Source organism: Pseudomonas sp. L-22-4S-12 (genome assembly GCF_009799935.1).
Taxonomy (GTDB): domain Bacteria; phylum Pseudomonadota; class Gammaproteobacteria; order Pseudomonadales; family Pseudomonadaceae; genus Aquipseudomonas.
In genome coordinates this window covers 280,591-301,617 of sequence record NZ_WELL01000006.1, presented here as the reverse complement: position 1 = coordinate 301,617, position 21,027 = coordinate 280,591, and the positions used below count along the sequence as shown (strand labels likewise).

21 protein-coding genes are annotated in these 21,027 nt (G+C 61.0%); 14 read left to right on the top strand and 7 right to left on the bottom strand.

The genetic code is table 11. The annotated features are described in order from the left end of the window. The first annotated feature begins 139 nt into the window (after positions 1-139). The 4 genes from F3I16_RS16340 (at position 140) to F3I16_RS16325 (ending at position 3,667) form a co-directional block, all read left to right on the top strand. The gene (locus F3I16_RS16340) at positions 140-631 is read left to right on the top strand and encodes a hypothetical protein (RefSeq protein ID WP_160494608.1); all 492 of its coding nucleotides are present in this window, start codon (positions 140-142) and stop codon (positions 629-631) included. A gap of 89 nt (positions 632-720) precedes the next feature. Next, positions 721-1,686: a hypothetical protein gene (locus F3I16_RS16335; protein WP_160494607.1), complete on the top strand. Its 966-nt coding sequence runs from the start codon at positions 721-723 to the stop codon at positions 1,684-1,686. A 680-nt stretch (positions 1,687-2,366) separates the two neighbouring features. Next, the gene (locus F3I16_RS16330) at positions 2,367-2,996 is read left to right on the top strand and encodes a hypothetical protein (protein ID WP_160494606.1); all 630 of its coding nucleotides are present in this window, start codon (positions 2,367-2,369) and stop codon (positions 2,994-2,996) included. A gap of 92 nt (positions 2,997-3,088) precedes the next feature. Further along, positions 3,089-3,667, top strand: coding sequence for a hypothetical protein (locus tag F3I16_RS16325; protein WP_160494605.1), 579 nt, complete (start codon positions 3,089-3,091; stop codon positions 3,665-3,667). A 450-nt stretch (positions 3,668-4,117) separates the two neighbouring features. Here the strand turns inward: F3I16_RS16325 and F3I16_RS16320 are convergent, their stop codons facing one another. Then, complete coding sequence (locus F3I16_RS16320; RefSeq protein ID WP_160494604.1) at positions 4,118-5,311, bottom strand: Fic family protein; 1,194 nt, start codon at positions 5,309-5,311, stop codon at positions 4,118-4,120. 347 nt (positions 5,312-5,658) lie between these two features. Between F3I16_RS16320 and F3I16_RS16315 the strand changes: the two genes are divergently transcribed. The 5 genes from F3I16_RS16315 to F3I16_RS16295 all read left to right on the top strand — a co-directional run bounded on the left by F3I16_RS16315 (position 5,659) and on the right by F3I16_RS16295 (position 10,433). Then, on the top strand, positions 5,659-6,321 hold the full coding sequence (locus F3I16_RS16315; protein WP_160494603.1) for a hypothetical protein: 663 nt from the start codon (positions 5,659-5,661) through the stop codon (positions 6,319-6,321). Positions 6,322-6,486: 165 nt separating this feature from the next. Continuing rightward, the gene (locus F3I16_RS16310; protein ID WP_256670204.1) at positions 6,487-7,011 is read left to right on the top strand and encodes a DUF4823 domain-containing protein; all 525 of its coding nucleotides are present in this window, start codon (positions 6,487-6,489) and stop codon (positions 7,009-7,011) included. 161 nt (positions 7,012-7,172) lie between these two features. Next, the gene (locus F3I16_RS16305; protein ID WP_160494602.1) at positions 7,173-7,802 is read left to right on the top strand and encodes a hypothetical protein; all 630 of its coding nucleotides are present in this window, start codon (positions 7,173-7,175) and stop codon (positions 7,800-7,802) included. A gap of 157 nt (positions 7,803-7,959) precedes the next feature. After that, positions 7,960-9,537 (top strand): thymidine phosphorylase family protein, encoded by a 1,578-nt coding sequence (locus tag F3I16_RS16300; protein ID WP_160494601.1) that lies wholly within the window; start codon positions 7,960-7,962, stop codon positions 9,535-9,537. Next, complete coding sequence (locus tag F3I16_RS16295; protein ID WP_160494600.1) at positions 9,537-10,433, top strand: ribose-phosphate diphosphokinase; 897 nt, start codon at positions 9,537-9,539, stop codon at positions 10,431-10,433. The genes F3I16_RS16300 and F3I16_RS16295 overlap by 1 nt, the downstream gene beginning before the upstream one ends. A 36-nt stretch (positions 10,434-10,469) precedes the next feature. Here the strand turns inward: F3I16_RS16295 and F3I16_RS16290 are convergent, their stop codons facing one another. Then, positions 10,470-11,672 (bottom strand): PilT/PilU family type 4a pilus ATPase, encoded by a 1,203-nt coding sequence (locus tag F3I16_RS16290; protein ID WP_178116681.1) that lies wholly within the window; start codon positions 11,670-11,672, stop codon positions 10,470-10,472. A gap of 147 nt (positions 11,673-11,819) precedes the next feature. Here F3I16_RS16290 and F3I16_RS16285 point away from each other — a divergent pair, with 147 nt between their 5' ends. Then, positions 11,820-12,098, top strand: a complete 279-nt coding sequence (locus F3I16_RS16285; protein WP_160080532.1) for a peptidylprolyl isomerase — start codon at positions 11,820-11,822, stop codon at positions 12,096-12,098. A gap of 7 nt (positions 12,099-12,105) precedes the next feature. Further along, entirely contained in the window at positions 12,106-12,453 is a 348-nt protein-coding gene (locus F3I16_RS16280) for an MmcQ/YjbR family DNA-binding protein (RefSeq protein ID WP_160494599.1), read from the top strand. A gap of 95 nt (positions 12,454-12,548) precedes the next feature. On the opposite strand, the gene F3I16_RS16275 is transcribed toward F3I16_RS16280, so the two are convergent. From F3I16_RS16275 to F3I16_RS16260, 4 genes are all read right to left on the bottom strand, one after another. After that, entirely contained in the window at positions 12,549-13,169 is a 621-nt protein-coding gene (locus tag F3I16_RS16275) for an SCO family protein (protein ID WP_160494598.1), read from the bottom strand. Continuing rightward, on the bottom strand, positions 13,166-13,957 hold the full coding sequence (locus tag F3I16_RS16270) for a formylglycine-generating enzyme family protein (RefSeq protein WP_218573275.1): 792 nt from the start codon (positions 13,955-13,957) through the stop codon (positions 13,166-13,168). Before F3I16_RS16270 ends, F3I16_RS16275 begins: the two co-directional genes overlap by 4 nt. Positions 13,958-13,965: 8 nt before the next feature. After that, on the bottom strand, positions 13,966-15,381 hold the full coding sequence (gene nirK / locus F3I16_RS16265; protein ID WP_160494596.1) for a copper-containing nitrite reductase: 1,416 nt from the start codon (positions 15,379-15,381) through the stop codon (positions 13,966-13,968). 145 nt (positions 15,382-15,526) lie between these two features. Next, the gene (locus tag F3I16_RS16260) at positions 15,527-16,849 is read right to left on the bottom strand and encodes a coproporphyrinogen III oxidase (RefSeq protein ID WP_160494595.1); all 1,323 of its coding nucleotides are present in this window, start codon (positions 16,847-16,849) and stop codon (positions 15,527-15,529) included. Positions 16,850-17,217: 368 nt separating this feature from the next. On the opposite strand from F3I16_RS16260, the gene ytfE reads away from it, so the two are divergent. From ytfE to F3I16_RS16245, 3 genes are all read left to right on the top strand, one after another. Then, positions 17,218-17,904, top strand: a complete 687-nt coding sequence (gene ytfE / locus F3I16_RS16255) for an iron-sulfur cluster repair protein YtfE (RefSeq protein ID WP_160494594.1) — start codon at positions 17,218-17,220, stop codon at positions 17,902-17,904. A 226-nt stretch (positions 17,905-18,130) separates the two neighbouring features. After that, positions 18,131-18,814, top strand: coding sequence for a Crp/Fnr family transcriptional regulator (locus F3I16_RS16250; protein ID WP_160494593.1), 684 nt, complete (start codon positions 18,131-18,133; stop codon positions 18,812-18,814). Between the two features lie 62 nt (positions 18,815-18,876). Continuing rightward, positions 18,877-19,068, top strand: a complete 192-nt coding sequence (locus tag F3I16_RS16245) for a DnrP protein (protein ID WP_160494592.1) — start codon at positions 18,877-18,879, stop codon at positions 19,066-19,068. 96 nt (positions 19,069-19,164) lie between these two features. Here the strand turns inward: F3I16_RS16245 and F3I16_RS16240 are convergent, their stop codons facing one another. Then, positions 19,165-21,006: a nitric oxide reductase activation protein NorD gene (locus F3I16_RS16240; RefSeq protein WP_160494591.1), complete on the bottom strand. Its 1,842-nt coding sequence runs from the start codon at positions 21,004-21,006 to the stop codon at positions 19,165-19,167. Positions 21,007-21,027 lie beyond the last annotated feature (21 nt).

The following is a 21,027-nucleotide window of genomic DNA, read 5'->3' as shown; positions in this document are numbered from 1 at the left end:
CGGTAACACGCCACTCGACATCTAGAGTGTGGCGCGGGGAAAGTCCATTACAGCATTCAAGGTCGTTCGCTTCGCTCACTCTGGACGCCCGCAAGCTATGCTCGCGGGCGCCCCTTAACCTGTCCGTTATGTGCCTATCATGAAAACAAAGCAGATTATTGTTGGTACAACATTGCTCATATTCTCACCAGAGAAATTCTCTGAGTACGCCACCAACGCGGGGATAGAGCAAGAACTCCGAGACAACAAGCAGCTTAGAGAAGCGCATCCCGATGGAAAGGCTCCTCCAGAAGTCGTTGCCGAATGGAAAAAGCACAACCTAGACAGAGCAAATACAATTAGGAATTCTTTTCTTTCTTCGCTTCTAATAACTTTTTCATCAATTATTATCGGAATCGCTATTGGCGCTGGGCTAAAGTATTTACTCGGGAAGCCCTCGACTCTCATTACAAATGCAATTCAGGTCTTCGGGGTAGGTATTATACTTTCAGCAACGCTATCAGTGCTTGGCTCAAAAATTGAGTCCTACAAGGGTAAAACACTCGCCGAACACATCGACAGATCACTATTTAGGTGGCAATACATTCTCGGCAGCTTATTGTTCTTTCTAGCGCTATCCTGGAGCGCCTAGCGAGCACATAACAAATGGTTCAAGTCGCTCGCTTCGCTCACTCGGGACCGGCTAAAGCCGGCCCCTTAACCAAACGTTAGGGTTGCCCCTTGAAAAAAGCACTGGAGTACACCGCCGCATTACTAGCAATTATTTCAAGTGCTTCGGTTTTCTTATATGTGTATATCGGTCTGTACGACTTAATAGGCAGCTCATTTGGTCTGGGTTTGGGAGCGGTAATCTTCATTGCACCATTGTGCATGGCCGCAGCCCTAGTCTTATCATATATATTCTATCAACTTGAATATGTAAAACCTTTCGAGCCATCAAATACAGCGTTACGAATAAAGTTTTTACTAATTGTCGTTGCTGCTATTAGTGCTCACGCTTACTTTGGTGGAAGCCTTGAGCGCTTCGAATCAAGCCATTCTAAAAAAACAAATATTGTCGATCGATACACAAGCAAAATTATAAAAGTTAATATGCGCCCAGCAGGTTCAACATTCGCGATACCTGCTAACCATTTATTCTCTATCGAAAATAGCCGCATAATGAGCCCTCCTAACAAGGGGCGCATGCAGGATAGAATTGAAATAAGATTTTTATTGCCTGATTTTGGTCCTCGCACAGCCGAACGCGAGGAAGTTTTTTCCGACCCAGATGCCAAAAACATTCTTGCACTTATAATTAAAAACAAAAGAAATGGTATGGGCGGAGATATTCGCAGGTTGCGTTATGTAATACCAAGAAATACCACCAACCTGTCTCAGGTGACCTCAGAACTTCTTGATACAGCAACAGAACAAAGAAAAAACTCTCCGGAATTAGCAATAAAACATGACAACCTAGGCCTACTTGAATACTACAGTAATGATGGAGTTTCAAGTTACTTTGAATCTGGAACAACTATATTTCGCTGCTGGAGTAAATCGAATTATGCGATTTGTAAAGGCTCACACTCTCTCACGCCGCAAATTATAGTCAATTACACGTTCCCTCGCACATATTTGCCACAGTGGAAAGAAATTGATAATTTCGTAAAACAAACCACACCTAAATACCTTGTTGATGAATGAATAAAATCACGTCAACCAGTGATATTTACTCTAGCAACCCTAACTAGTGGTTCAAACCGTTCGCTTCGCTCACTGGGACGGGCTAAAGCCCGCCCCTTAACCAAACGTTAGGCTTTCCAGTTATGCCTCAAGAGAACCGTGCATCTATCAAGGTCCCATTAACTGCATTGCTGATTGGATTCATCGCATGCACACTAGCGGTTAGTGGGCTTTTATTTATACTTAATGGATTTAAAATACACGTACTGATTGTCACAATATTTTTTAGCGGATTCATGATTGGCACAATTACACTCCTAATAGCCTTGCCAATTGCACTAACTTATCACTACCTAAATCTCAGGAGAAAAATTTACTACGTTTTATCCCCACTAATAGGGGTCATCCTATTTATACTAATATTCAACCCTCCACTTAAATTAATTCAAATTATAAACTTGGCCTTCAATGGAAATGATTACGAACTAAACCAAGGCAGCTTAATTAAATTTATTATTCTCTTCGGTTATGTGTACTCATTTCTACTATGGCGAGGGTATGAAAAACACGTTTGCAAAAACCAAAGCATCCCGTGACTCATGAGCCCGCCTAACAACAGGTTCAAATCGCTCACTTCGTTCGCTGGGACGGGCTAAAGCCCGCCCCTTAACCAAACGTTATGCACTTATTGAGAATTTCGAATGGACATTGGAAAAATTGAAATAAAGCTGGATAAACGCTGGGAGCTACATGACCTTTCCGTAGTTACCAAAGAGTACGTTCAGCTATACAGTTTTTTCTATGTTCTCAAGTGCGTAAATGAAGGAATATACGTCGGGCTGGATTTCTCCACCTACCCATGGGGCGGCGGTTACAGTGTTGTTAATTTTTTCAAAGGTTCCTACGGCCTAACGCCAGATGAGTACCGTCTTCAAGTAAACAAAATCCAATATGCTTCACCTGGTTTTATTGAGCTTAGTGGTGCTGTAGCCATCGCTTCAGATGTCAGTATTTTAGTTAGCGCATTATGCGCATCAGTTTTAGCCCTAAACAAAACATACGACACAATAGTAAAAAGTTATCACAGCAGAAGATTAGGCCAAATCAAGGTTCAAGAGGCCGAGTCAAAATTAATGCAAGACGACATCGCATTTATACAGCAGTCAATTAAACGCTTATCTTCCGAGTTTAAATTGCGCCCAGAACAAATAAGTGCAATACAAAAAATCACAAACGGCAATGAACTGGTGCAGTTGAAAATTCTTTTGGCACTATATCGTCGAGCAGAACCAATTCAAGAGCAGCAGTCGTCAGGAAAAGCACAGTTGTAATTGCATAACAACTGGTTCAAATCGTTCGCTGCGCTCACTGGGACGGGCTAAAGCCCGCCCCTTAACCAAACGTTAGGTGTGGAGACAGCACTGTGGATACATTGACAAAGCTAATTTCCACTATCGAGATTGCAATTCGGTACCTACTCACCGGAACTGTTATTTCGGCAATCGCAACATTAAGCATCAACGAGTACCAGAGCCTAACTGATTGGGCTGTAACAAATGAGCTAGTGGCGGCAGCCGCCATTACTGCTGTGGGCTTTGCATCCTTTACACTTTATCGTCTAGCGCTCTGGATAGTCATGGATGCAATAGCATGGAAACTCCGCTGGTCAGTGCCATCACTCCTACACACAAACGGAATGACTTATGACGAGCCATATGCTTTCTTTCTAAAATGGCGATACTCAGGAGCAATCAATCATGAGCTCAGTGGCTATTTAGCGTTTCGCTGGGCTGCAGCACATTTTGTCTCCGTGTCTGGTGTGGCTCTCTGCTTTGCAAGCTTTCTTAACCAAGAAGCTTCATTACTTTCAGCATATGCAATATTGGCTAGAGCCTTGGGGTTCATATTTTTAATACTGGGTTTATGGCAATGTGCCTTCCTGTATAGAGTTGAGCGCAACCTTTATATAAGCTTACCCCAGCCTCAGGTTCAGAAGCAGTAATCGGCAACCACACCTAACAACTGGTTCAAGCCGTTCGCTTCGCTCACTCGGGACCGGCTAAAGCCGGCCCCTTAACCAAACGTTAGCGGCTCTCTATAGAGAGGTGTCACAGCAATGATTCTCGGGGAAGAAAGCAATTCACCATCAGCATTCCGTTGCACGTACAAATACACTGCTGGTCACAGATTTTGTATTTCCTATGGTTCTTCATTCAATGAAATATACCAAGAGTACGAGGCGGCTGATTTTTTTGACAAACCGTACTCTGAATCGGCTATTAGCGAACTGCGCCGCGCGAATGCCGAGTGGATACTGCCAATATGCAAATCAATTACTCAAGGCAAACTTATTACACCTGATCAAATCAAAGCTGAAGCCAAGAATCACATGTGTAATCGCCGCTAACAATGCGTATATGGACTCTCCCCACAAGTAGTGGGCAAACGCAGTTCACTGAAAACGCCGGTGCAGGTCCGGAAATATCTCCTGGGCAAACCAGGCCGGCAGGCCTGGCAGCACCAGCCTGGATTTCGGCGTCGGGCTAAGCACCACGCCGGCCTGGATCAGACGCTGCAGCTCGTCGATCGCCGGCCGCGGGGTGAGGCCGGTGAATACCTTGAGCTCGTTGCGCGGCATCGCCCCCTGCAGAATCAGCGCCAGCACGGCCGGCCCACTCTCCGGCCTGACCTTCAGCTGCAACAGCCGCTCGTTGTACCTGAAGGCGCGCGTTACCCGCTCGCGCAGTGCCTCCCGGTTCAGCGCGGCCGTCATGTAGTCGATCTGGTCGTGGCAGACATCGAGCATGAACTCGATAAAGCCGAAGTAATGCCGGCGCGACATCTGCCCGCGGCCATCCAGGTCGCCCTCGCGCGGCCTGTCGGCCAGCGCCAGCATCCGGTAGTACTCCTCATGCCGGCGTGCCAGACCGCGAGCCAGTGACCACAGGCCGGGCTGCAAACCCAGATGCACCAGCTGCAGATGGGTGAGTAGACGCGCGACACGGACGTTGCCATCGACAAAGGGGTGGACCCAGGCCAGCCGGTGATGGTTGGCCAGCACGGCGATCAACTGCCGACGGGGATCGACGATACGGCCGAACCCTTCCTGCAGATGCCTGAGCATCGCCAGTACCGCGGCGGCATCCGGCGCGTCGTGCTGGCCCACCACCACCTGCTCGTCGGCAGTGCTGCGCAGCCGCCCGGGCTGCATGAGACGGCCATCGGCGAGCGTGCGACTGGCCTCGTCGGCGTCCTTGAACAGCCGATAATGCAGGGCCGACACCAGCGCCGGGTCGAACAGTTGGCGGAAACCTTCGGCTGGGTAGCGGCGCAAGGCGCGCTCGAATACCAGCTGCGCCTCCATATGCTTGATTGCCAGGTCCTTGAGCAGACGTCGCTCGCGCTTCGGTGCGTTCTGCGCGCGCTGCATGTCGGCGGGAGCGGTGTATTGGCCCTCGATCAGGTTCGAGTAGTAGGTGTTGGTGATCCGCAGCAGGCGGGTCAGCTGTTCGGCGGTTTCCGTTGCCAGCCGTCCGGCCAGGAATGCCACCTTGGCCGGCAGCGCGTCGGCACGGCTGATGATCGAGGGCGGCAGATCTTCCGGCAGCACGGGGTCAAGCCAGCTCTTCGAGGCGATCAAAGGCATGAGATCCAGGCTCCCGCCGCAGTAAATTTCTTCACACTTTATTTCACATTCAAAAATATTGAAATACTGCGTAGATAAGGGCCTCCATTGATTATCTGAAAGGCCATAAGACCGCTAATCTTCACATTTATTTTCACATTTACGGCGGCGCTCCCAGCTCAGGCTGGCAAAACCTGGCCCTGTTGTTTACTGTCCCCCGGCGGAACCCCGCGCCCTCTGCCGGGCCCAGTCGCCAGCCACGCTCCGCTGACTGGCGCGTGACAGCAGCCAGTTCAGCACCCCTATAGACAGAGCCTCTGGCCCGCTCAACAGCCTTGCTAAACCGTAGTCATGAAAGGAACTCAGCCATGCAACAGCCTGCCCGCACCCTGATCGCCACCGCCCTGCTCGCCCTCTGCGCCCCGCTCGCCCAGGCCGCCAGCGTTGCCGAAGTGTTCAACGGCGACATGCTGAACACCACCCAGCGCTACTTTGAATCCATCGCCGGGATTCCACGCGAGTCCTATGGCAGCCAGCATCTGTTCCGCATCAGTGGCTGCAACATCACCGCCACCATCCAGAACAACAGCGTCGCCGCCCTGCGCATGGAGCTGACGCCCGTCTGCCAGGTCGACCTGAGCAGCTTCCTCGGTGAGTCCTTTTCCCCGCCAGCCGGTCAGCCGCTCACCGTCGGCAGCTTCCAGCAGGCCGCCGGCGACCTGAGCTTCTACTCCGACTGCCTGACCCTGTGCGGCAATGCGGTCGAGCCTTCCGCCTACGCCTATTGGGAAGGCCCGCATGCGGTGAATTTCCGCGAAGTCATGCTGGAAGTGGTGCTTGCCGGCGATGCCGCCCTCGATGCCTCCAACCGCTGGCAGCAGCAGATGACCGCCGCCAAGGGCGAAGACTGGGTGATGGAAACCCGCTTCAACTGCGAGCGCGACTTCGACGGCCAGGCGCAGCAGAGCTTTGCCGCTGTCGAGGTGAACGCCATCAGCATCGGCAGCGGGCTGGTCAAACCCGGCTGCTGAGCCAGCACGCAGCAGGCGCCGGGGCGAATGACAGCATTTTCCGCCGGCGCCCAGCGATCTCATGGATATGCCTTAGCGGCTCAGGCAACCCTGACCAGACAACCGCCGGCTCGCCGAGGTGAGCCTACACTTGCCCTGGCCAACCCGACCGACAGAGACCACGCCATGAAAGGACCGACGATCACCGCGCTGCTGCTGATGCTGGGCGGCTGCATGGACTCCACCCAATTCATCAAGGAAGGCGACGCCGGCCTGCCCGCACGCTCGTCGTTCTATGTCGCCCAGCCGGCAGACGGTATGTACGGCGCCAAGCCCTACCCCGGCTCCGGCAAGCTGACCAGCGCCATCATCCGCCAGGCCCTGCAGAACAATGCGCAGGAGGCCGTGGCCGCCAGCCGCGTCGAGCGACGGGAGCAGGCCCTCGCCGCGGCGCGCCAGGGTGGCCATAGTTACCTGGTGTTCCCGACCATCCTGCACTGGGAGGACCGCGCCACCGAATGGAACTTCATGCGCGACAAGGTGCAGGTGAAGGTCGAGCTGGTCGACGTGTTTTCCGGGCACAGCGAAAGTTCGGCGATCATCGCCGGCAAGAGCGGCATCGCCACCCTGGGCGGCGACCACCCGCAGGATCTGCTGCCGGAGCCCATCGAGCAGTACTTCCAGACCCTGCTCGGCCGCGCGGCACGCTGACTCGCCAGCCCAGGCCCGGCGGCGAAGCGAGGCAGGCATCGCAAAATCGTCACAGGCCGAGCTCAAGCGCTTGTACTGCGCCGGGCCAGGCGGCATAAGAGCCGCGCCACGCAACGGATGAATGGCCTCCACACAACGTTTCTACTGACGGGGATACAAGGATGAATCCGCTCCAACGAGTGCTGCTGACCGGCGGCCTTCTGGCCTTGATCAGCCAACTGCCTGGCTGCATCACCTCCACCCTGCATGCCGACCACAAGTATGAGGAGAAGGTCTCCTCGGTGTTGATCGCCAGTGACGGCAAGAGCCTTGCCCTGCTGGGCGACAAGTACCACTACATTCTCGACACGCCCGAGGAACTCACCAGCACCCTCGGCTCCCCCCTGCGCAAGAAGCTCGAAGCGCATATCGGTACGGTCAAAATTGACAAGCACAACAACATAGACGCCTGGCTGAGCCTGAATGAAGGGGAGCACTTCACTGCCGCAGACCGCGACGCAGCCCTGCAATTGGGCTTTGAGCCAGACTATGAAAAGAAGTTGAAGCTTTCATACGACCTGACTGGCAAGCGCTACAGGGCCGGCAAGTTCCAGCCTCCCAGCAACTTGCTCCAGCTCGAAAAAACCTATTCGGTCGAGATCGTTGCCGAACAATCGACTACGGAAACCCTGGTCAGAGCGCCACTGACGCCCATCACTGTAGCGGCAGACGGCGCAGTGCTGATGGGGACGGTCATGTTGCTGCCGGTGCTGATCCCCCTGCTAGTCACTGCCTATGTCAACGGCTGGTAGAACCGCCAGGCATGGACTCGCGGTCGGATGCCTGGCGCGGGGCGTACGCGCCACTTCCCTGACCTGGCGCAAGCCGGCGTGACAAATTGCGCCGGGGCGCTTGGCAAGGCCGCGAGGAAGCGGGTACATAAAGGCATGTTCCCTGCGAAGCAGCCCCATGAGCCTCTCTTCCGACGCCACCGCCACCGAGAAACCGCCCGTGCGCCTGAAGCTGCGCCGGGTCGCCATCGATACCTACCGGGAAAACGTCGCCTACCTGCACCGTGACTGCGCGGCCTGCCGCGCCGAGGGTTTCCAGGCCCTGGCCAAGGTGGAGATCCGCGTCAATGGCAAGCGCATCCTGGCCAGCCTCAACCTGGCGGATGACCCGGCGATTGTCGGCTGCGACGAGCTGGGCCTGTCCGAAGACGCCTTCGCCCAGCTCGGCGCCCAGGCCGGCGAGCTGGCCTCGATTGCCCAGGCCGAACCGGCCGCGTCGATCCCCGCGCTGCACCGCAAGATCGCCGGCGAACGCCTGCAGCGCGAGGACTTCCAGGCCATAGTGCGCGATATCGCCGAGCACCGTTATTCGAAGATCGAACTGACCGCCTTCGTGGTGGCCTGCAACCAGGGCGAGCTGGACCGCGAAGAGGTGTACTTCCTCACCGATGCCATGGCCCATGTCGGCCGGCGCCTGGACTGGCGCGAGCATCCGGTGGTGGACAAGCACTGCATCGGCGGCATCCCCGGCAACCGCACCTCGATGCTGGTGGTGCCGATCGTCGCCGCCCACGGCATGCTCTGCCCGAAGACCTCCTCGCGGGCGATCACCTCGCCATCGGGCACCGCCGACACCATGGAGGTGCTGGCCAATGTCGAGCTGCCCTTCGAGCGCCTGTGCGAGATGGTCCGCGAACAGCGCGGCTGCCTGGCCTGGGGCGGCGCCAGCGACCTGTCGCCGGCCGACGACGTGCTGATCTCGGTGGAGCGGCCGCTGTCCATCGACTCGCCGGGGCAGATGGTCGCCTCGATCCTGTCGAAGAAGATCGCCGCCGGCTCCACCCACCTGCTGCTCGACATTCCCATCGGCCCCACCGCCAAGGTGCGCTCCATGGCCGAGGCCCAGCGCCTGCGCAAGCTGTTCGAATTCGTCGCCTCGCGCCTGGCGCTGACCATCGACGTGGTGATCACCGATGGCCGCCAGCCGGTCGGCAACGGCATCGGCCCGGTGCTGGAGGCGCGCGACGTGATGCAGGTGCTGCAGAACGACCCGCGCGCACCCAATGACCTGCGCCAGAAGGCCCTGCGCCTGGCCGGGCGCATGCTCGAATTCGACCCGGACGTGCGCGGCGGCGACGGTTACGCGATAGCCCGCGACATCCTCGACTCCGGCCGCGCGCTGAACAAGATGCAGGCGATCATCCAGGCCCAGGGCGCCAAGCCCTTCGACCTCAACCAGCCGGCACTGGCGGCGCTGACCTTCGAGGTGCTGGCCGACCACGGCGCGGTAGTGACCGGCATCGACAACCTGCAACTGGCGCGCATCGCCCGCCTGGCCGGCGCGCCCAAGGTGCAGGGCGCCGGCGTCGACCTGCTGCGCAAGCTCGGCGAGGCGGTCAAGGCCGGCGACTGCCTGTACCGCGTGCATGCCGACTTCCCCGCCGACCTCAGCTTCGCCCGCCAGGCCTGCGAGCGGGCCAACGGTTTCAGCCTCGGGCGCCCGGACCAGGTGCCCAACGTCTTCGTGGAGTTCTGATGCAAAGCCTGTTGCTGTATTTCGACGATGAACGCGCCGCCGCCCTGCGCCTGGCCGCAGCCTGCGGCCTGGAGGCCGCCGCCATCGAGCGCCACCGCTTCCCCGACGACGAGCTGCGCCTGCGCCTGCCGCTGGACGAAAACGCCCGCCTGCCCGAGCAGCTGGTGATCTACCGTGGCCTCGACCACCCCAACGAGCGCCTGGTCGAGCTCCTGCTGCTGGCCGGGGAAGCCCGCGCCCTGGGCGCCCGGCGCCTGCTGCTGGTGAGCCCGTACCTGGCCTACATGCGCCAGGACATCGCCTTCAACCCCGGCGAGGTGGTCAGCCAGCGCATCGTCGGGCGCTTCCTCGCCGAGCACTTCGACGGCCTGATCACCGTCGACCCGCACCTGCACCGGGTCGCCAGCCTGAATGAAGCGGTGCCGCTGGCCGATGCCGTGACCCTGTCCGGCGCCCCGGCCCTGGCCGAGCTGATCGCCCGGCAGCGACCGCAGGCGGTGCTGATCGGCCCGGATGCCGAATCCGTGCAGTGGATCGAGGTGGCGGCCGGCAGCCATGGTTTCGCCCACGGCGTCTGCCAGAAGGTGCGCCACGGCGACCGCGACGTCTCCATCGAATTGCCCGACATGCCGCTGGCCGGGCGCCAGGTGGTGCTGCTCGACGATATCGCCAGCTCCGGACGCACCCTGGCCCAGGCCTGTCGCCAGCTGCTGGCCGCCGGCGCCAGCTCGGTGGATGTGGCGGTGACCCATGCCCTGTTCGCCGGCGATGCCCTGGCGACCATCCGCGCCGCCGGGGTCGGCCAGGTATGGAGCACCGACTGCATCGCCCATCCGAGCAACGCCGTGGCCATGGCGCCCTACCTGGCCGCGGCGCTCAAGCCGCTGCTGCGCTGAACAGCGCCCCGCACTGCCGCAACCGCGTGGCCATCCCTAGCTGAGGCGGCCCGGGTCCTCAGCCGGCTCGTCCTCGGGCAGGGCTTCCAGCTTCAATTCCCAGCTGCCGGCCGCAACGGCCGGCGCGGCGGCAGCCGGGGCCGGCGCGGCGACAGGGGCGGACGCGGCGTTGGCCGGGTTTTCGCGGTGCAGCTTGAGCTTGAGGCGCACGTTGTTCGCCGAGTCGGCGTTTTTCACCGCCTCTTCCTCGCTGATGCTGCCTTCGTGGACCAGGTCGATCAGGGCCATGTCGAAGGTCTGCATGCCGAGGTTCTTCGACTTCTCCATGGTCTCCTTGATTTCGGAGAAGTCGTTGCGCTTGATCTGGTCGCGGATGGTCGGGGTACCGAGCAGCACCTCCACCGCCGCGCGGCGCTTGCCGTCCACGGTCTTGACCAGGCGCTGGGAGACGAAGGCCTTGAGGTTGTTGCCCAGGTCGTTGAGCAGCTGCGGGCGGCGTTCCTCGGGGAAGAAGTTGATGATGCGGTCCAGCGCCTGGTTGGCGTTGTTGGCGTGCAGGGTGGAGATCGCCAGGTGGCCGGTATCGGCGAAGGCCAGGGCGTGCTCCATGGTCTCGCGGTCGCGGATCTCGCCGATCAGGATCACGTCCGGCGCCTGGCGCAGGGTGTTCTTCAGCGCGGCGTGGAAGCTGCGGGTGTCCACGCCCACTTCGCGCTGGTTGATGATCGACTTCTTGTGCCGGTGCACGTACTCCACCGGGTCCTCGATGGTGATGATGTGGCCGCCGCTGTTGCGGTTGCGGTAGTCGATCAGCGCCGCCAGGGAGGTCGACTTGCCCGAGCCGGTACCGCCGACGAACAGCACCAGGCCGCGTTTTTCCATGATGCTCTTGAGCAGCACTTCCGGCAGTTTGAGGTCTTCGAACTTGGGGATTTCCATCTTGATGTTGCGCGCGACGATGGAGACTTCGTTGCGCTGCTTGAAGATGTTGATGCGGAAGCGGCCGATGTTCGGCAGGGAGATCGCCAGGTTCATCTCCAGCTCGCGCTCGAAGTCGGCGCGCTGCTCGGCGTCCATCACGCCGGCGGCAATCGCGGCCACGTCGCCGGGCTTGAGCGGCTCATTGCTGAGCGGCTTGAGTACGCCGTTGAACTTGGCACAAGGCGGTGCCCCCGTGGACAGGTAGAGGTCGGAGCCATCCTGGGTCGCCAGGATTTTCAGCATTGCGGAGAGGTCCATGGGTAGCGCTTCCGTCGGTGAAGACTTAATAAGGTAGGCCAAGATCGGCGCGGCATTGCCCGACGAGAAGGCCTTAAAACTGGCGCCATTCTGATGGCGCAACAAATACTGGCACAATAGCGGCCCGAGCAAAATGAGGACCCCGTCATGGCAAAGGCAATGGCCCGCCATATTCTGGTCAAGACCGAAGCGGAAGCAGCCGCCCTGAAAAAGCGCATCGCCGCCGGCGAAGCCTTCGACGTGCTGGCGCGCAAGTATTCGACCTGCCCGTCCGGCAAGCGCGGCGGCGACCTGGGCGAAGTGCGTCCCGGGCAGATGGTGCGCGCCATCGACCAGGTGATCTTCAAGAAGGAGCTGCGCACCGTGCATGGCCCGATCAAGAGCCAGTTCGGCTACCATCTGGTCCAGGTCTTCTTCCGCGAGTGACGCCCAGATGACACCCGAACAGATCGCCGCCTTCTGCCTGAGCCTGCCGGGCGCCCGCGAGGACATCAAATGGGGCGGCGTGCGGGTGTTCTCGGTGGCGCAGAACAAGATGTTCGCCCTCTTCCACCTGCGCAGCCACGACGACCTGGCCTTCAAGGTCGACAGCGACCTGTTCCTCGGTTACTGCGACCGTCCCGGCATCCGCCCCGCGCCCTACCTGGCCCGCGCCCACTGGATCAGCATGGCGCAGCCCTGCCCCCTGGGCGACGCCGAGCTGCGCGAGCTGCTGACCCGCTCGCACCAGCTGGTGGTGAGCAAACTGCCCAAGCGCCTGAAGCTCGGCCTGCTGCTCTAGCTGTGTTCCTCGCCCAGGTTTTTCAACAGCCTGTTAACCGCCAAGTGCCACGCGCGACAGCCCGTTGCAGACCGCCGCGCGGGTATCTGCCGGGCTTACTGCAGGGCTTTGCGCAACTCGGCGAGCAGGGCCTGGTCGGCGGTGGATTTAAGCAGCGTGCTGCTGGCGATTTCCTGGCCGCCGGCATTCAGCAGGCTGACCCTGGTGTTGTGGGTGATTTCGCCGTTATCCAGCTGCCGATACTTGATCTGCAAGGCCGCCGCCATGGCGCGGGTCTGGCCCTCGTCGGCCGCCACCGCGAGACGGAAAATATCCCCGTCGATCTTGTGCATGTGCAGCAGATGCCCCAGGGAGGCCGGGGTGTCGTGCTGTGGATTGAGGCTGACCATCAGCACCCTGAGGCTGCCGGGCGCCGGCTGCAGCTCGGCGATGGTGAGTTTCAGGCTCTCGATCAACACCGGGCAGGCCGAGGCGCAATCGCCATAGAACATGGTTACCAGCAAGGGCTTGCCGGCCATTTCCCGCCAGTCGAACTTGACCCCCTGGGCATCCACCAGGGCCACCGGCAAGCCGTACAGCGAGTCGGCGGGAATGCTTGCCGAGGCGGCACTGGGTGCCGCGGGTGCGGCCCAGGTAGCAACCCCCGGGACCAGCAGCAAGGCGATGGACAACAGCACCTGGCGCAAGGCCAGGCTGCAACGTTTGAAACCTTTCATGGTGTAGCTCCTGATGCTTGCTCGGGCTCGCGCACACAGCGAAAACCCAGATAATTGCCACCCTGGTTGGCCTGCATGGCGGCCAGCAGGGCCAGGCGAATCAATACCGCGTAATTGCTTTTGTCGCCCAACGACAGAGCCGCGCCGCCACAAAACTCCAGCTGCTTCTGCTCATCCTGGGTACGACTGTCAGAGCTGACGAACAGGCCGTTGAAGTCCTCGACCCATTCCCAGGTCAGGCCATGCAGGTCCTGAATGCCGTAGTAGTTGGCCGGTTCCAGGCCAATGGCCTGGGGCGGCTGATTGGCCGGGCGCGAATACCAGCCGAGAATCCGCGCCAGCCACTGCGGGTCCTGGCGGGCATCGGCGCGCTGCTCATCGGCGGCGGCGGCAAACTCCCACTCGTACCAGTGCGGCAGGCGTGCCTGCTCACTGGCACAAAACGCCTGGGCCGCATGCCAGCTGACCTGGGTCACCGGCGCGTTGGCCTGCAAGGGCGCAAAGCTCAGCGGCCCGGCCCACAGCGCCAGATAATCCGCGCCGGCCAACACCTGCGCCGGCACGCCACGCTGCCACTGCGGCTGGTTGCGCACAAACGCCAGGTACTCGGCATTGCTTACCGGCTGAGCGCGCAGCCAGAACGGCCGCAGGGTAGTCGGGGCATTCTTGCCATCGGCGGGCAGCACACTGCGAAACTCGCCGCCCGGCAACAGCTTGTAGTCCGCCGCCAGGGCACTGCCGAGCAGCCCGGCGCAGCAACACAGTGCTACGCCGGCACGTGGCAACACGCCCATCACTAGTGCTTGATCTGCCGCATGGCTTTGACCTGCTCGGCGTTGAGCACCGGCTTGCCGTCATTCATGGCCACGTTGATGTAGTTGATCACGGCAGCCACATCCTCGTCGTTCAGATCCTGGGGCGGCATCACCCCGTTGTAGTGCTGGCCGTTGACCACCAGTTCGCCACTGCGGCCGTGCAACACGATGTGGGCCATCTCATAGGGCCGCTCCTGGAAGAAGTCGGAGTTGGCCAGCGGCGGGAACACCCCGGCCACGCCAGCACCATCGGGCAGGTGGCAGGCCGCACAGACGCGCTCGTAGACCGACTTGCCGCGCGCCTGGGACGCATCGCCAACGGCCACGACGGGCGCCGCGGCCTTGACCGGCGTGCCGGCCACGGCGGGCAGCGGGGTCTTGATGCCCTTGCCGTAGATCTCCGGCCGCGCCTCACCGCTGACGGCCAGCAGGCCGACGGCGCCCTTGTTGAAGGCGCGGGTCAGGGAGTGGTCGACCAGGGTCAGGTTACCCGGCACCTTGGGCACGAACTCGACGATGGTCGAGCCGCCTGGCGGCACCAGGGTAGTCTGCACGTTCTCCTGATAGCGGCTGCCGCCATCGCCATACACGCGGTCGAAGATCGCCCCGATGACATGGAAGCTGGACACCAGGTTGGGGCCACCGACGCCGAAGAACATGCGCACTTTCTCATCGGTTTTGGCAGTCAGCGAACTCTTGCCGGTGAGGGCTCCATCGGCACCGTTGAACAGTACATAGGTGGGCTTCTCATCGACGGCTTTCTGCATGTCGAAATTCTGCAGGCCCTCGGCACGGTAGGCGCCGTTGGTGTAGAAGTCGCCCTGCATTACATAGTATTCACGGTCAACCTTGCTCATGCCCTCCTTGGGCTCGACCAGGATCATCCCGTACATGCCGTTGGCCACGTGCATGCCCACCGGCGCAGTGGCGCAGTGATACACGTACAAGCCCGAGGCCAGCGCCTTGAAGGTGAAGGTTGCTTCATTGCCCGGCGCGATCAGGGTCGGCTCCGCACCACCGCCCGGCCCAGTGACGGCGTGCAGGTCGATGTTGTGCGGCAGCTTGTTGCTGGCCAGGTTCTGCAGGTGCAGCTCCACCGTATCGCCTTCACGCACACGGATCATCTTGCCCGGCACGGTGCCGCCAAAGGTCCAGAACATGTAACGAGTGCCGGGAGCAATCTCTTTCTCGACCTCCTCCACCGTCAGGTTGACCACCACCCGCGCCGGGGTTTTACGGGTGATCGGCGCCGGCACCGCCGGCGGTGCCACCAACTCCTGCACGATCACCGGCAATGCCGCCTCCACCGCGAAAACCGCGCCTGCCGGAGCAAACGCCCAGGCGCAGGAAGCCGCCGCCAGTACCTGTTTTACCCGTGTGTAATTGCGCTCTTTCATCGCCTAGCCCTCATCCATTACGGGTTGCAACACTTATGATTTTTAACGCCTGAGCCGATTAAACGCCCGCGGCAGAGCATCCGCGCTTGACCAGAATCATTCGGCGGAAAAAAACTTAAGAGCGTGCAGGTTTAGGCCAATGGCACTAACGCAGGGAGCGTTGCAGGCCGTGTTCGCGCTGCGCCGCGTGGCCGTGTTCCAGCGCCTGGCACACGGCGCCGACCAGCAAGCGCCCGGCCGCCGGAACCTCTAGGGAGTGAGGGGTGAGGATGATCAGACCGTCGCGGTCCATCTGCTCCAGGCGTGGCCAGGCACCGGCGAAATGCGCGCGCAGATCGACGCCGAAGCGCGCCTCCAGGGCGGAAAAATCCAGCTGGAAATCACACAACAGGCGCTCGCTTGCCGCGCGCAGCAGCTGCTCTTCGAGGTTGCAGCGCAGGCCGCGGAACAGCGCCAGCTGACCGATGGCCAGCTGCTGCTGGTAGTGCTGCACGTCGCCGATATTCTGCACATGCAGCTCGCCGATTTGGCTGTTGGCCGCCAGGCCCAGGCCGAGGTGGTCACACGCGTGACGGCTGAAGCCCTGACAGTTGTAATGCAGCTGGCCGTTTTCCTGGGCGACGGCCAGGTCATCGTCGGCCAGGGCGAACTGTCCCAGGCCGATATAGCCATAGCCGGCCGCCAGCAGTTGCTCCACCGCATGGCGGCGCATGACCCACTTGTCCGCCTGGGCGGCAAAGCCGCTGGCCACCAGACGCTGCAAGACGCGGTAGCGACGCGGTGGATGGGCATAGTCGAAGATCCGCACACGGCTGGGTTGCAACTCAATGATGGCCGCCACCTTGCGGGCGAAGCTGCTGGTGGTCTGCCAGGCCCGGCCATAGCCGAGGTCGATGTTCACTGAACGATAACCCAGGGTGCGCGCGGCCTCGATCAGCGAGCGCGTCTGCCGCGGGCTCTGGAAATCCACCTGGGTCTTGCCATTGGCCGGGTTGATGTCCGGCACGCCGATGTTGACATGATTGAAGCCCTGCTCGCGCAGCAGGCCCATGGTCGCCCAGGAGCCATGGGGCAGATCGATGTCGATGCTGTTGTCGCCGCCGGCATAGGGCTGGAAGTTAAAGCGTCGCTGCAGATGCTCCATCAGGCGATTGAGCTCGACGGCATTGGGCAGGCTGCCGGCGAGATGAAACTGCTGGACCCGCTGGGTCGCGCCAAGGTGGCAGCCGAGCATATCGATCTCACGTGCCAGGTGCTCCAGGTACACGCCAAGGTCGCCGGCCATCGGCAACTGCACGGCCACAGACAGCGGGCGCTGTGCCAGACGGCTGCTGCGCATGGCACGCAACAGATCCAGGGCGGCAATGCCGCGATGGAACTGGGTGTTCTCCGGGTAACTGCCACCTGCCCGCGCGGCGTGTCCGTAGCGCTTGATCAGCGGACTGTTCCATTCAATGGCTGCACACATGTCGCGATCCTGGCCGAGCTTCAGGCTGCAGTCTCAGGGTTCGCCGAGAACAACCCATTGATCACCGTCAACTCAAGCGCCTGCCGCCGGCTTACTTCAAGCCCAGTCGTCGCGCCAGTTTATGCAGGTTGCTCGGGTCGAGGTCGAGCAGGCGGGCCGCATTGGGCAGTTCGACGATCAGGTCGGCAAGCAGACTGGCTTCAAGCATGGTCATTTTCACCCTATACGGTCAAAAGAACCTTAATAAATCAGGGTGAAATTAACCACGCATTATAAATAATCGTTTAATTTCAATGACTTAATTCTGGCACGAGTCCTGCTATTGACCAGTAACCCATCATCACTGATCAATTCCCAAGGACATTGCCATGACTCAACAGCTACTGGACCAGTCCCTCGGCGCCCTGGCCTGCGAGATTCCCGGCGCCACGCGGGTATTCCACGCCTTCAATCTGGACTTCTGCTGTGGTGGCCAGCTGAGCCTGAGCGAGGCCGCCAAACGCCGTGGCATCGCCGCGGAAGAAGTCGCCGCCGAACTGCAGGCCCTGCGCGGCCAACCCGGCAACGGCGAGGACTGGCGCCAGGCCCCCGCCGAGCAATTGATTGCCCATATTCTCAGCCGTTTCCATGCCCGCCACCGCGAACAACTGCCGGAGCTGATCCGCCTGGCCAGTCGCGTCGAACAGGTGCATGGTGAGCGCGACAACTGTCCCAACGGTCTGGCCGATCACCTGCGCGAGATGCAGCAGGAGCTGGAAAGCCACATGCTCAAAGAAGAGCGGATTCTCTTTCCGGTGCTGCTCGACGGCCTCGGCGCATCTGCTGCCGCGCCCATCTCGGTGATGCGCATGGAGCATGACCAGCACGGCGAAGCCCTGCAGCGCATCCTCGACCTGACCGACAACATCACCCCGCCGAGCAACGCCTGCAACACCTGGCGCGCCCTCTATCGCGGCCTGGACGAGCTGCGTAACGACCTGATGCAGCACATCCATCTGGAAAACAACGTGCTGTTCGCCAATGCCCCGCATGCCCCGGCCCCGAGCCCGGTGTAAGCCAAGCCGCGCCCGGCAACGGGCGCACCGACACCAGGAGCCACCGCCATGATCAAACGCGCCCTGCAGCCGCTGCTCTGGTTTGGCCTGCTGACTTTGACCCTGGCCCTGGCCAGCGGCCTGGCCTTCAGCGCCGCCAGCATCACGCCCTAGCTGCATTTCCACATCGCCCGATAGGCCTGACAGCGTCAGGCCCACCATGCCACCAACCACAGGGATGCCTCTCATGGTGTTGCACCGCGTACATCACCAGATTCTTCGCAGCCATCACTTGTTCGAACCGCTGAACGAGGAGCAGATGGACGAGCTGATGAGCGCCAGCCAACTGCTCAATGTCGACAAAGGCTCGCCGCTGTTTCGCCAGGGCGAACCGGCCAGCGCGTTTTACTTCGTGATCTCCGGCTCGGTAAAGATCTACCGCCTGACCCCGGACGGCCAGGAAAAGGTCTTCGACGTGATCGGCGAGCGCCAGGCCTTCGCCGAAGCCATGATGCTGATGGACACCTCCAACTATGTGGCCAGCGCCGAAGCCATCGGCCCCACCCAGTTGTACAAGCTGTCCAGCCACACCTATATGCAGCTGCTGCAGAACAACAACCGCCTGGCCTTTGCCCTGCTCGGCCGGCTGTCGGTGCGCCTGCACCAGCGCCTCAATGAAATCGAGACCCTGTCGCTGAAGAACGCCACCCACCGCGTGGTGCGCTACCTGCTGACCCAGATGGCGCCGCTGCACGAGGCCGCCAGCAGCTTCGAACTGCCGATGGCCAAGCAATTGATTGCCGGCCATCTGTCGATCCAGCCGGAAACCTTCTCGCGGATCATCCGGCGCCTCACCGACGAACACATCATCAGCCAGGATGGCCGCCTGATCAGCGTTCTCGACCCCCAGCGCCTGCAAAAATTCGAGTGAGCCACAGGTCTGCGCCAGCGGCCTGACCCCGCCGGCGCAGATGCCACCAGCGAGCACCTGTCATGTCCCAATGCCTGTACTGCCAACGCGACACCCAAGATCCGCAAGCCAATTGCGCCCATTGCGGCATGCCCCTGCCGACCCAGGCCGACAACCTCAACCTGCGCCGCCAGCAACGCTTCATGTGGTTCTGCATTGGCCTGGCGCTGTTCTGCGCGGTCATGAGCATCTGGCTGCCACGCAGCCTCACTTAGCCCCCAGCCCCCTCAACCAACAAGCCGTAGCCCGGACCAGATCCGGGCGCGGCTGTTGGTGCGCGCCGTCCCTAGGGAATCCGCCTGCGGCCCTCGTCACAGCTGGGTCAACTGCCGGTACAGCTGCGGCAGGCGCAGCGGCAGCTGTTGCGGTTGGCGGATCAGGGTGTAGCCGTTGGCGCCGAACATATAGGGCAGGTAATCGCCGCCCTGCTGGTCGATGGTGATGCAGAACGGCAACAAGCCGGCGCGGCGCGCTTCCAGCACCGCCTCGTGGGTGTCTTCGACGCCGTAACGGCCCTCGTACAGGTCCAGGTCGTTGGGCTTGCCGTCGGTGACCAGCAACAACAACTTGCGCTTCTGCTTGCCCGAACTCATCAGTTGCGTGGCCTGGCGGATGGCCGCGCCCATGCGCGTGTAGTAGCCGGGCTTGAGCGCCTGAATGCGCCCGCGGGTGTGGTCGTCATAGCGCTGGCTGAAGGATTTCAGCTCCTGCATGCGCACCTGTTGCCGGCGCAGGGACGAGAAGCCGTACAGGGCGAACGGATCGCCCAGGGTCGAGAGGGTTTCACCGAACAGCAGCAGGCTGTCGATAACCACGTCGATGACCCGGTGCTGGTCGTCCAGGTGCGCATCGGTGGACATCGACAGGTCGGCCAGCAGCAGGCAGGCCAGGTCGCGACGGGTGGCGCGCTGCTGCATGAACAGGCCGCGCTCGGCACAGTGGCCGTGCTGGCGCTCGACGTGAAAATCCAGCCAGGCCTGCAGGTCCAGCTCGCTGCCCTGGGTTTGCTGGCGCAGCCACTGGCGATCATTGCGCAGGTGTTCAAACTGCCGGCGCAGACGCTTGGCCAGCGGCGCCAGGCGTGCCGGCAGGGGCTGCGCCTCGCTGCCGCGGGGCAGATACATCTGCAGGTTGACGAAGTCCTGGTGCAGGGACTGCTTGCGGTAATCCCACTCCGGCAACTTGATGCCGTCACCGAGGGGAATGTCGTCGACATCCGCCGGCGGCAGGTCGAGGTCCAGCTTCAGGCCACCGCCCTTGCGCAGGCGTTGTTTGGACAACGCCAGCTCGTCGAGGTCTTCGGCGACCCGCGCGGCGTCCAGGTCTTCACTGTCATCGCTGCAACGGTCCAGCTCGATATGCTCGGACCAGCTGAACAGGTTCTCCAGACGGAAGATCAGCAGGCCGCCCTTGCTGGTGCTTTCCTCGACCCGCTTGGCCTGCTTGCGCGCCAGTTGCTTCTGCTCGGGGGCGTTCAGCAGCTGGCCGTCGCTCTCCTCGCCCAACTGGCAAGCCTGTGGCTCGCCGAGGTTCTGCGCCGGGTACAGCCACAGCGGCAAGGGCCAGGGCGCTCGTTCGCTGCGGGGAAACTGGTGGACGCTGCCAGGTTCGCGCAGGGCCTGGCACAAGGCCCGCTCCAGCGCCGCCTCGCCGCCAGCCAGCTGGCTCGGATCGGGGCGCAATTGCAGGTGGGCCTCGATCAGCCGCTGGTAACGCGGACGCAGGGCCGGATAACGCTGCAACAACTCCGCCGTCCAGCGCTGGTTGTCCAGCGCCCAGTGGCGCATGTCGCCGGCCTGCGCAGCGAGCAGGGCCAGCCAGCGATACAGCTCCTGGTTCAGGCCCGCATCCGGGTACACCGCCAGGCTCGGCGGCAGGCGCAGGTTGCTGCTATCGCACCAGGCCACCGGCAGTTGCTTGCAGGTGCCGGCCACTTGCTGCAACAGGTTACGTCGCAGCAGCAATTGGCGTGGGCTGGCGGCCTCCAGGGCAATCCCGCTGGCGCCGCCCATGGCACGAAACAACAGGGCCAGCGGGCGCTGCAGGCTGGCCAGTTCGACCCGCGCCTCGGGAAAGTCCGGGCTGGCACGACGGGTGATAAAGCGGTGCCAGACGCTGCCCACCCACTCTTCCAGTTCGACGGTAAAGGCCATGTATTTGCCTCGCGACGGTGT

Excerpts from the sequence above, each read along its gene's own strand:
- F3I16_RS16240 (WP_160494591.1), bottom strand. The coding sequence starts at position 21,006 with ATGGCCTTTACCGTCGAACTGGAAGAGTGGGTGGGCAGCGTCTGGCAC.
- F3I16_RS16330 (WP_160494606.1), top strand. The coding sequence starts at position 2,367 with ATGGACATTGGAAAAATTGAAATAAAGCTGGATAAACGCTGGGAGCTA.
- F3I16_RS16285 (WP_160080532.1), top strand. The coding sequence starts at position 11,820 with ATGGCAAAGGCAATGGCCCGCCATATTCTGGTCAAGACCGAAGCGGAA.
- F3I16_RS16310 (WP_256670204.1), top strand. The coding sequence starts at position 6,487 with ATGAAAGGACCGACGATCACCGCGCTGCTGCTGATGCTGGGCGGCTGC.
- F3I16_RS16305 (WP_160494602.1), top strand. The coding sequence starts at position 7,173 with ATGAATCCGCTCCAACGAGTGCTGCTGACCGGCGGCCTTCTGGCCTTG.
- ytfE (WP_160494594.1), top strand. The coding sequence starts at position 17,218 with ATGACTCAACAGCTACTGGACCAGTCCCTCGGCGCCCTGGCCTGCGAG.
- F3I16_RS16295 (WP_160494600.1), top strand. The coding sequence starts at position 9,537 with ATGCAAAGCCTGTTGCTGTATTTCGACGATGAACGCGCCGCCGCCCTG.
- F3I16_RS16315 (WP_160494603.1), top strand. The coding sequence starts at position 5,659 with ATGCAACAGCCTGCCCGCACCCTGATCGCCACCGCCCTGCTCGCCCTC.
- F3I16_RS16245 (WP_160494592.1), top strand. The coding sequence starts at position 18,877 with ATGTCCCAATGCCTGTACTGCCAACGCGACACCCAAGATCCGCAAGCC.
- F3I16_RS16250 (WP_160494593.1), top strand. The coding sequence starts at position 18,131 with ATGGTGTTGCACCGCGTACATCACCAGATTCTTCGCAGCCATCACTTG.
- F3I16_RS16340 (WP_160494608.1), top strand. The coding sequence starts at position 140 with ATGAAAACAAAGCAGATTATTGTTGGTACAACATTGCTCATATTCTCA.
- nirK (WP_160494596.1), bottom strand. The coding sequence starts at position 15,381 with ATGAAAGAGCGCAATTACACACGGGTAAAACAGGTACTGGCGGCGGCT.
- F3I16_RS16300 (WP_160494601.1), top strand. The coding sequence starts at position 7,960 with ATGAGCCTCTCTTCCGACGCCACCGCCACCGAGAAACCGCCCGTGCGC.
- F3I16_RS16280 (WP_160494599.1), top strand. The coding sequence starts at position 12,106 with ATGACACCCGAACAGATCGCCGCCTTCTGCCTGAGCCTGCCGGGCGCC.
- F3I16_RS16275 (WP_160494598.1), bottom strand. The coding sequence starts at position 13,169 with ATGAAAGGTTTCAAACGTTGCAGCCTGGCCTTGCGCCAGGTGCTGTTG.
- F3I16_RS16260 (WP_160494595.1), bottom strand. The coding sequence starts at position 16,849 with ATGTGTGCAGCCATTGAATGGAACAGTCCGCTGATCAAGCGCTACGGA.
- F3I16_RS16320 (WP_160494604.1), bottom strand. The coding sequence starts at position 5,311 with ATGCCTTTGATCGCCTCGAAGAGCTGGCTTGACCCCGTGCTGCCGGAA.
- F3I16_RS16290 (WP_178116681.1), bottom strand. The coding sequence starts at position 11,672 with ATGGACCTCTCCGCAATGCTGAAAATCCTGGCGACCCAGGATGGCTCC.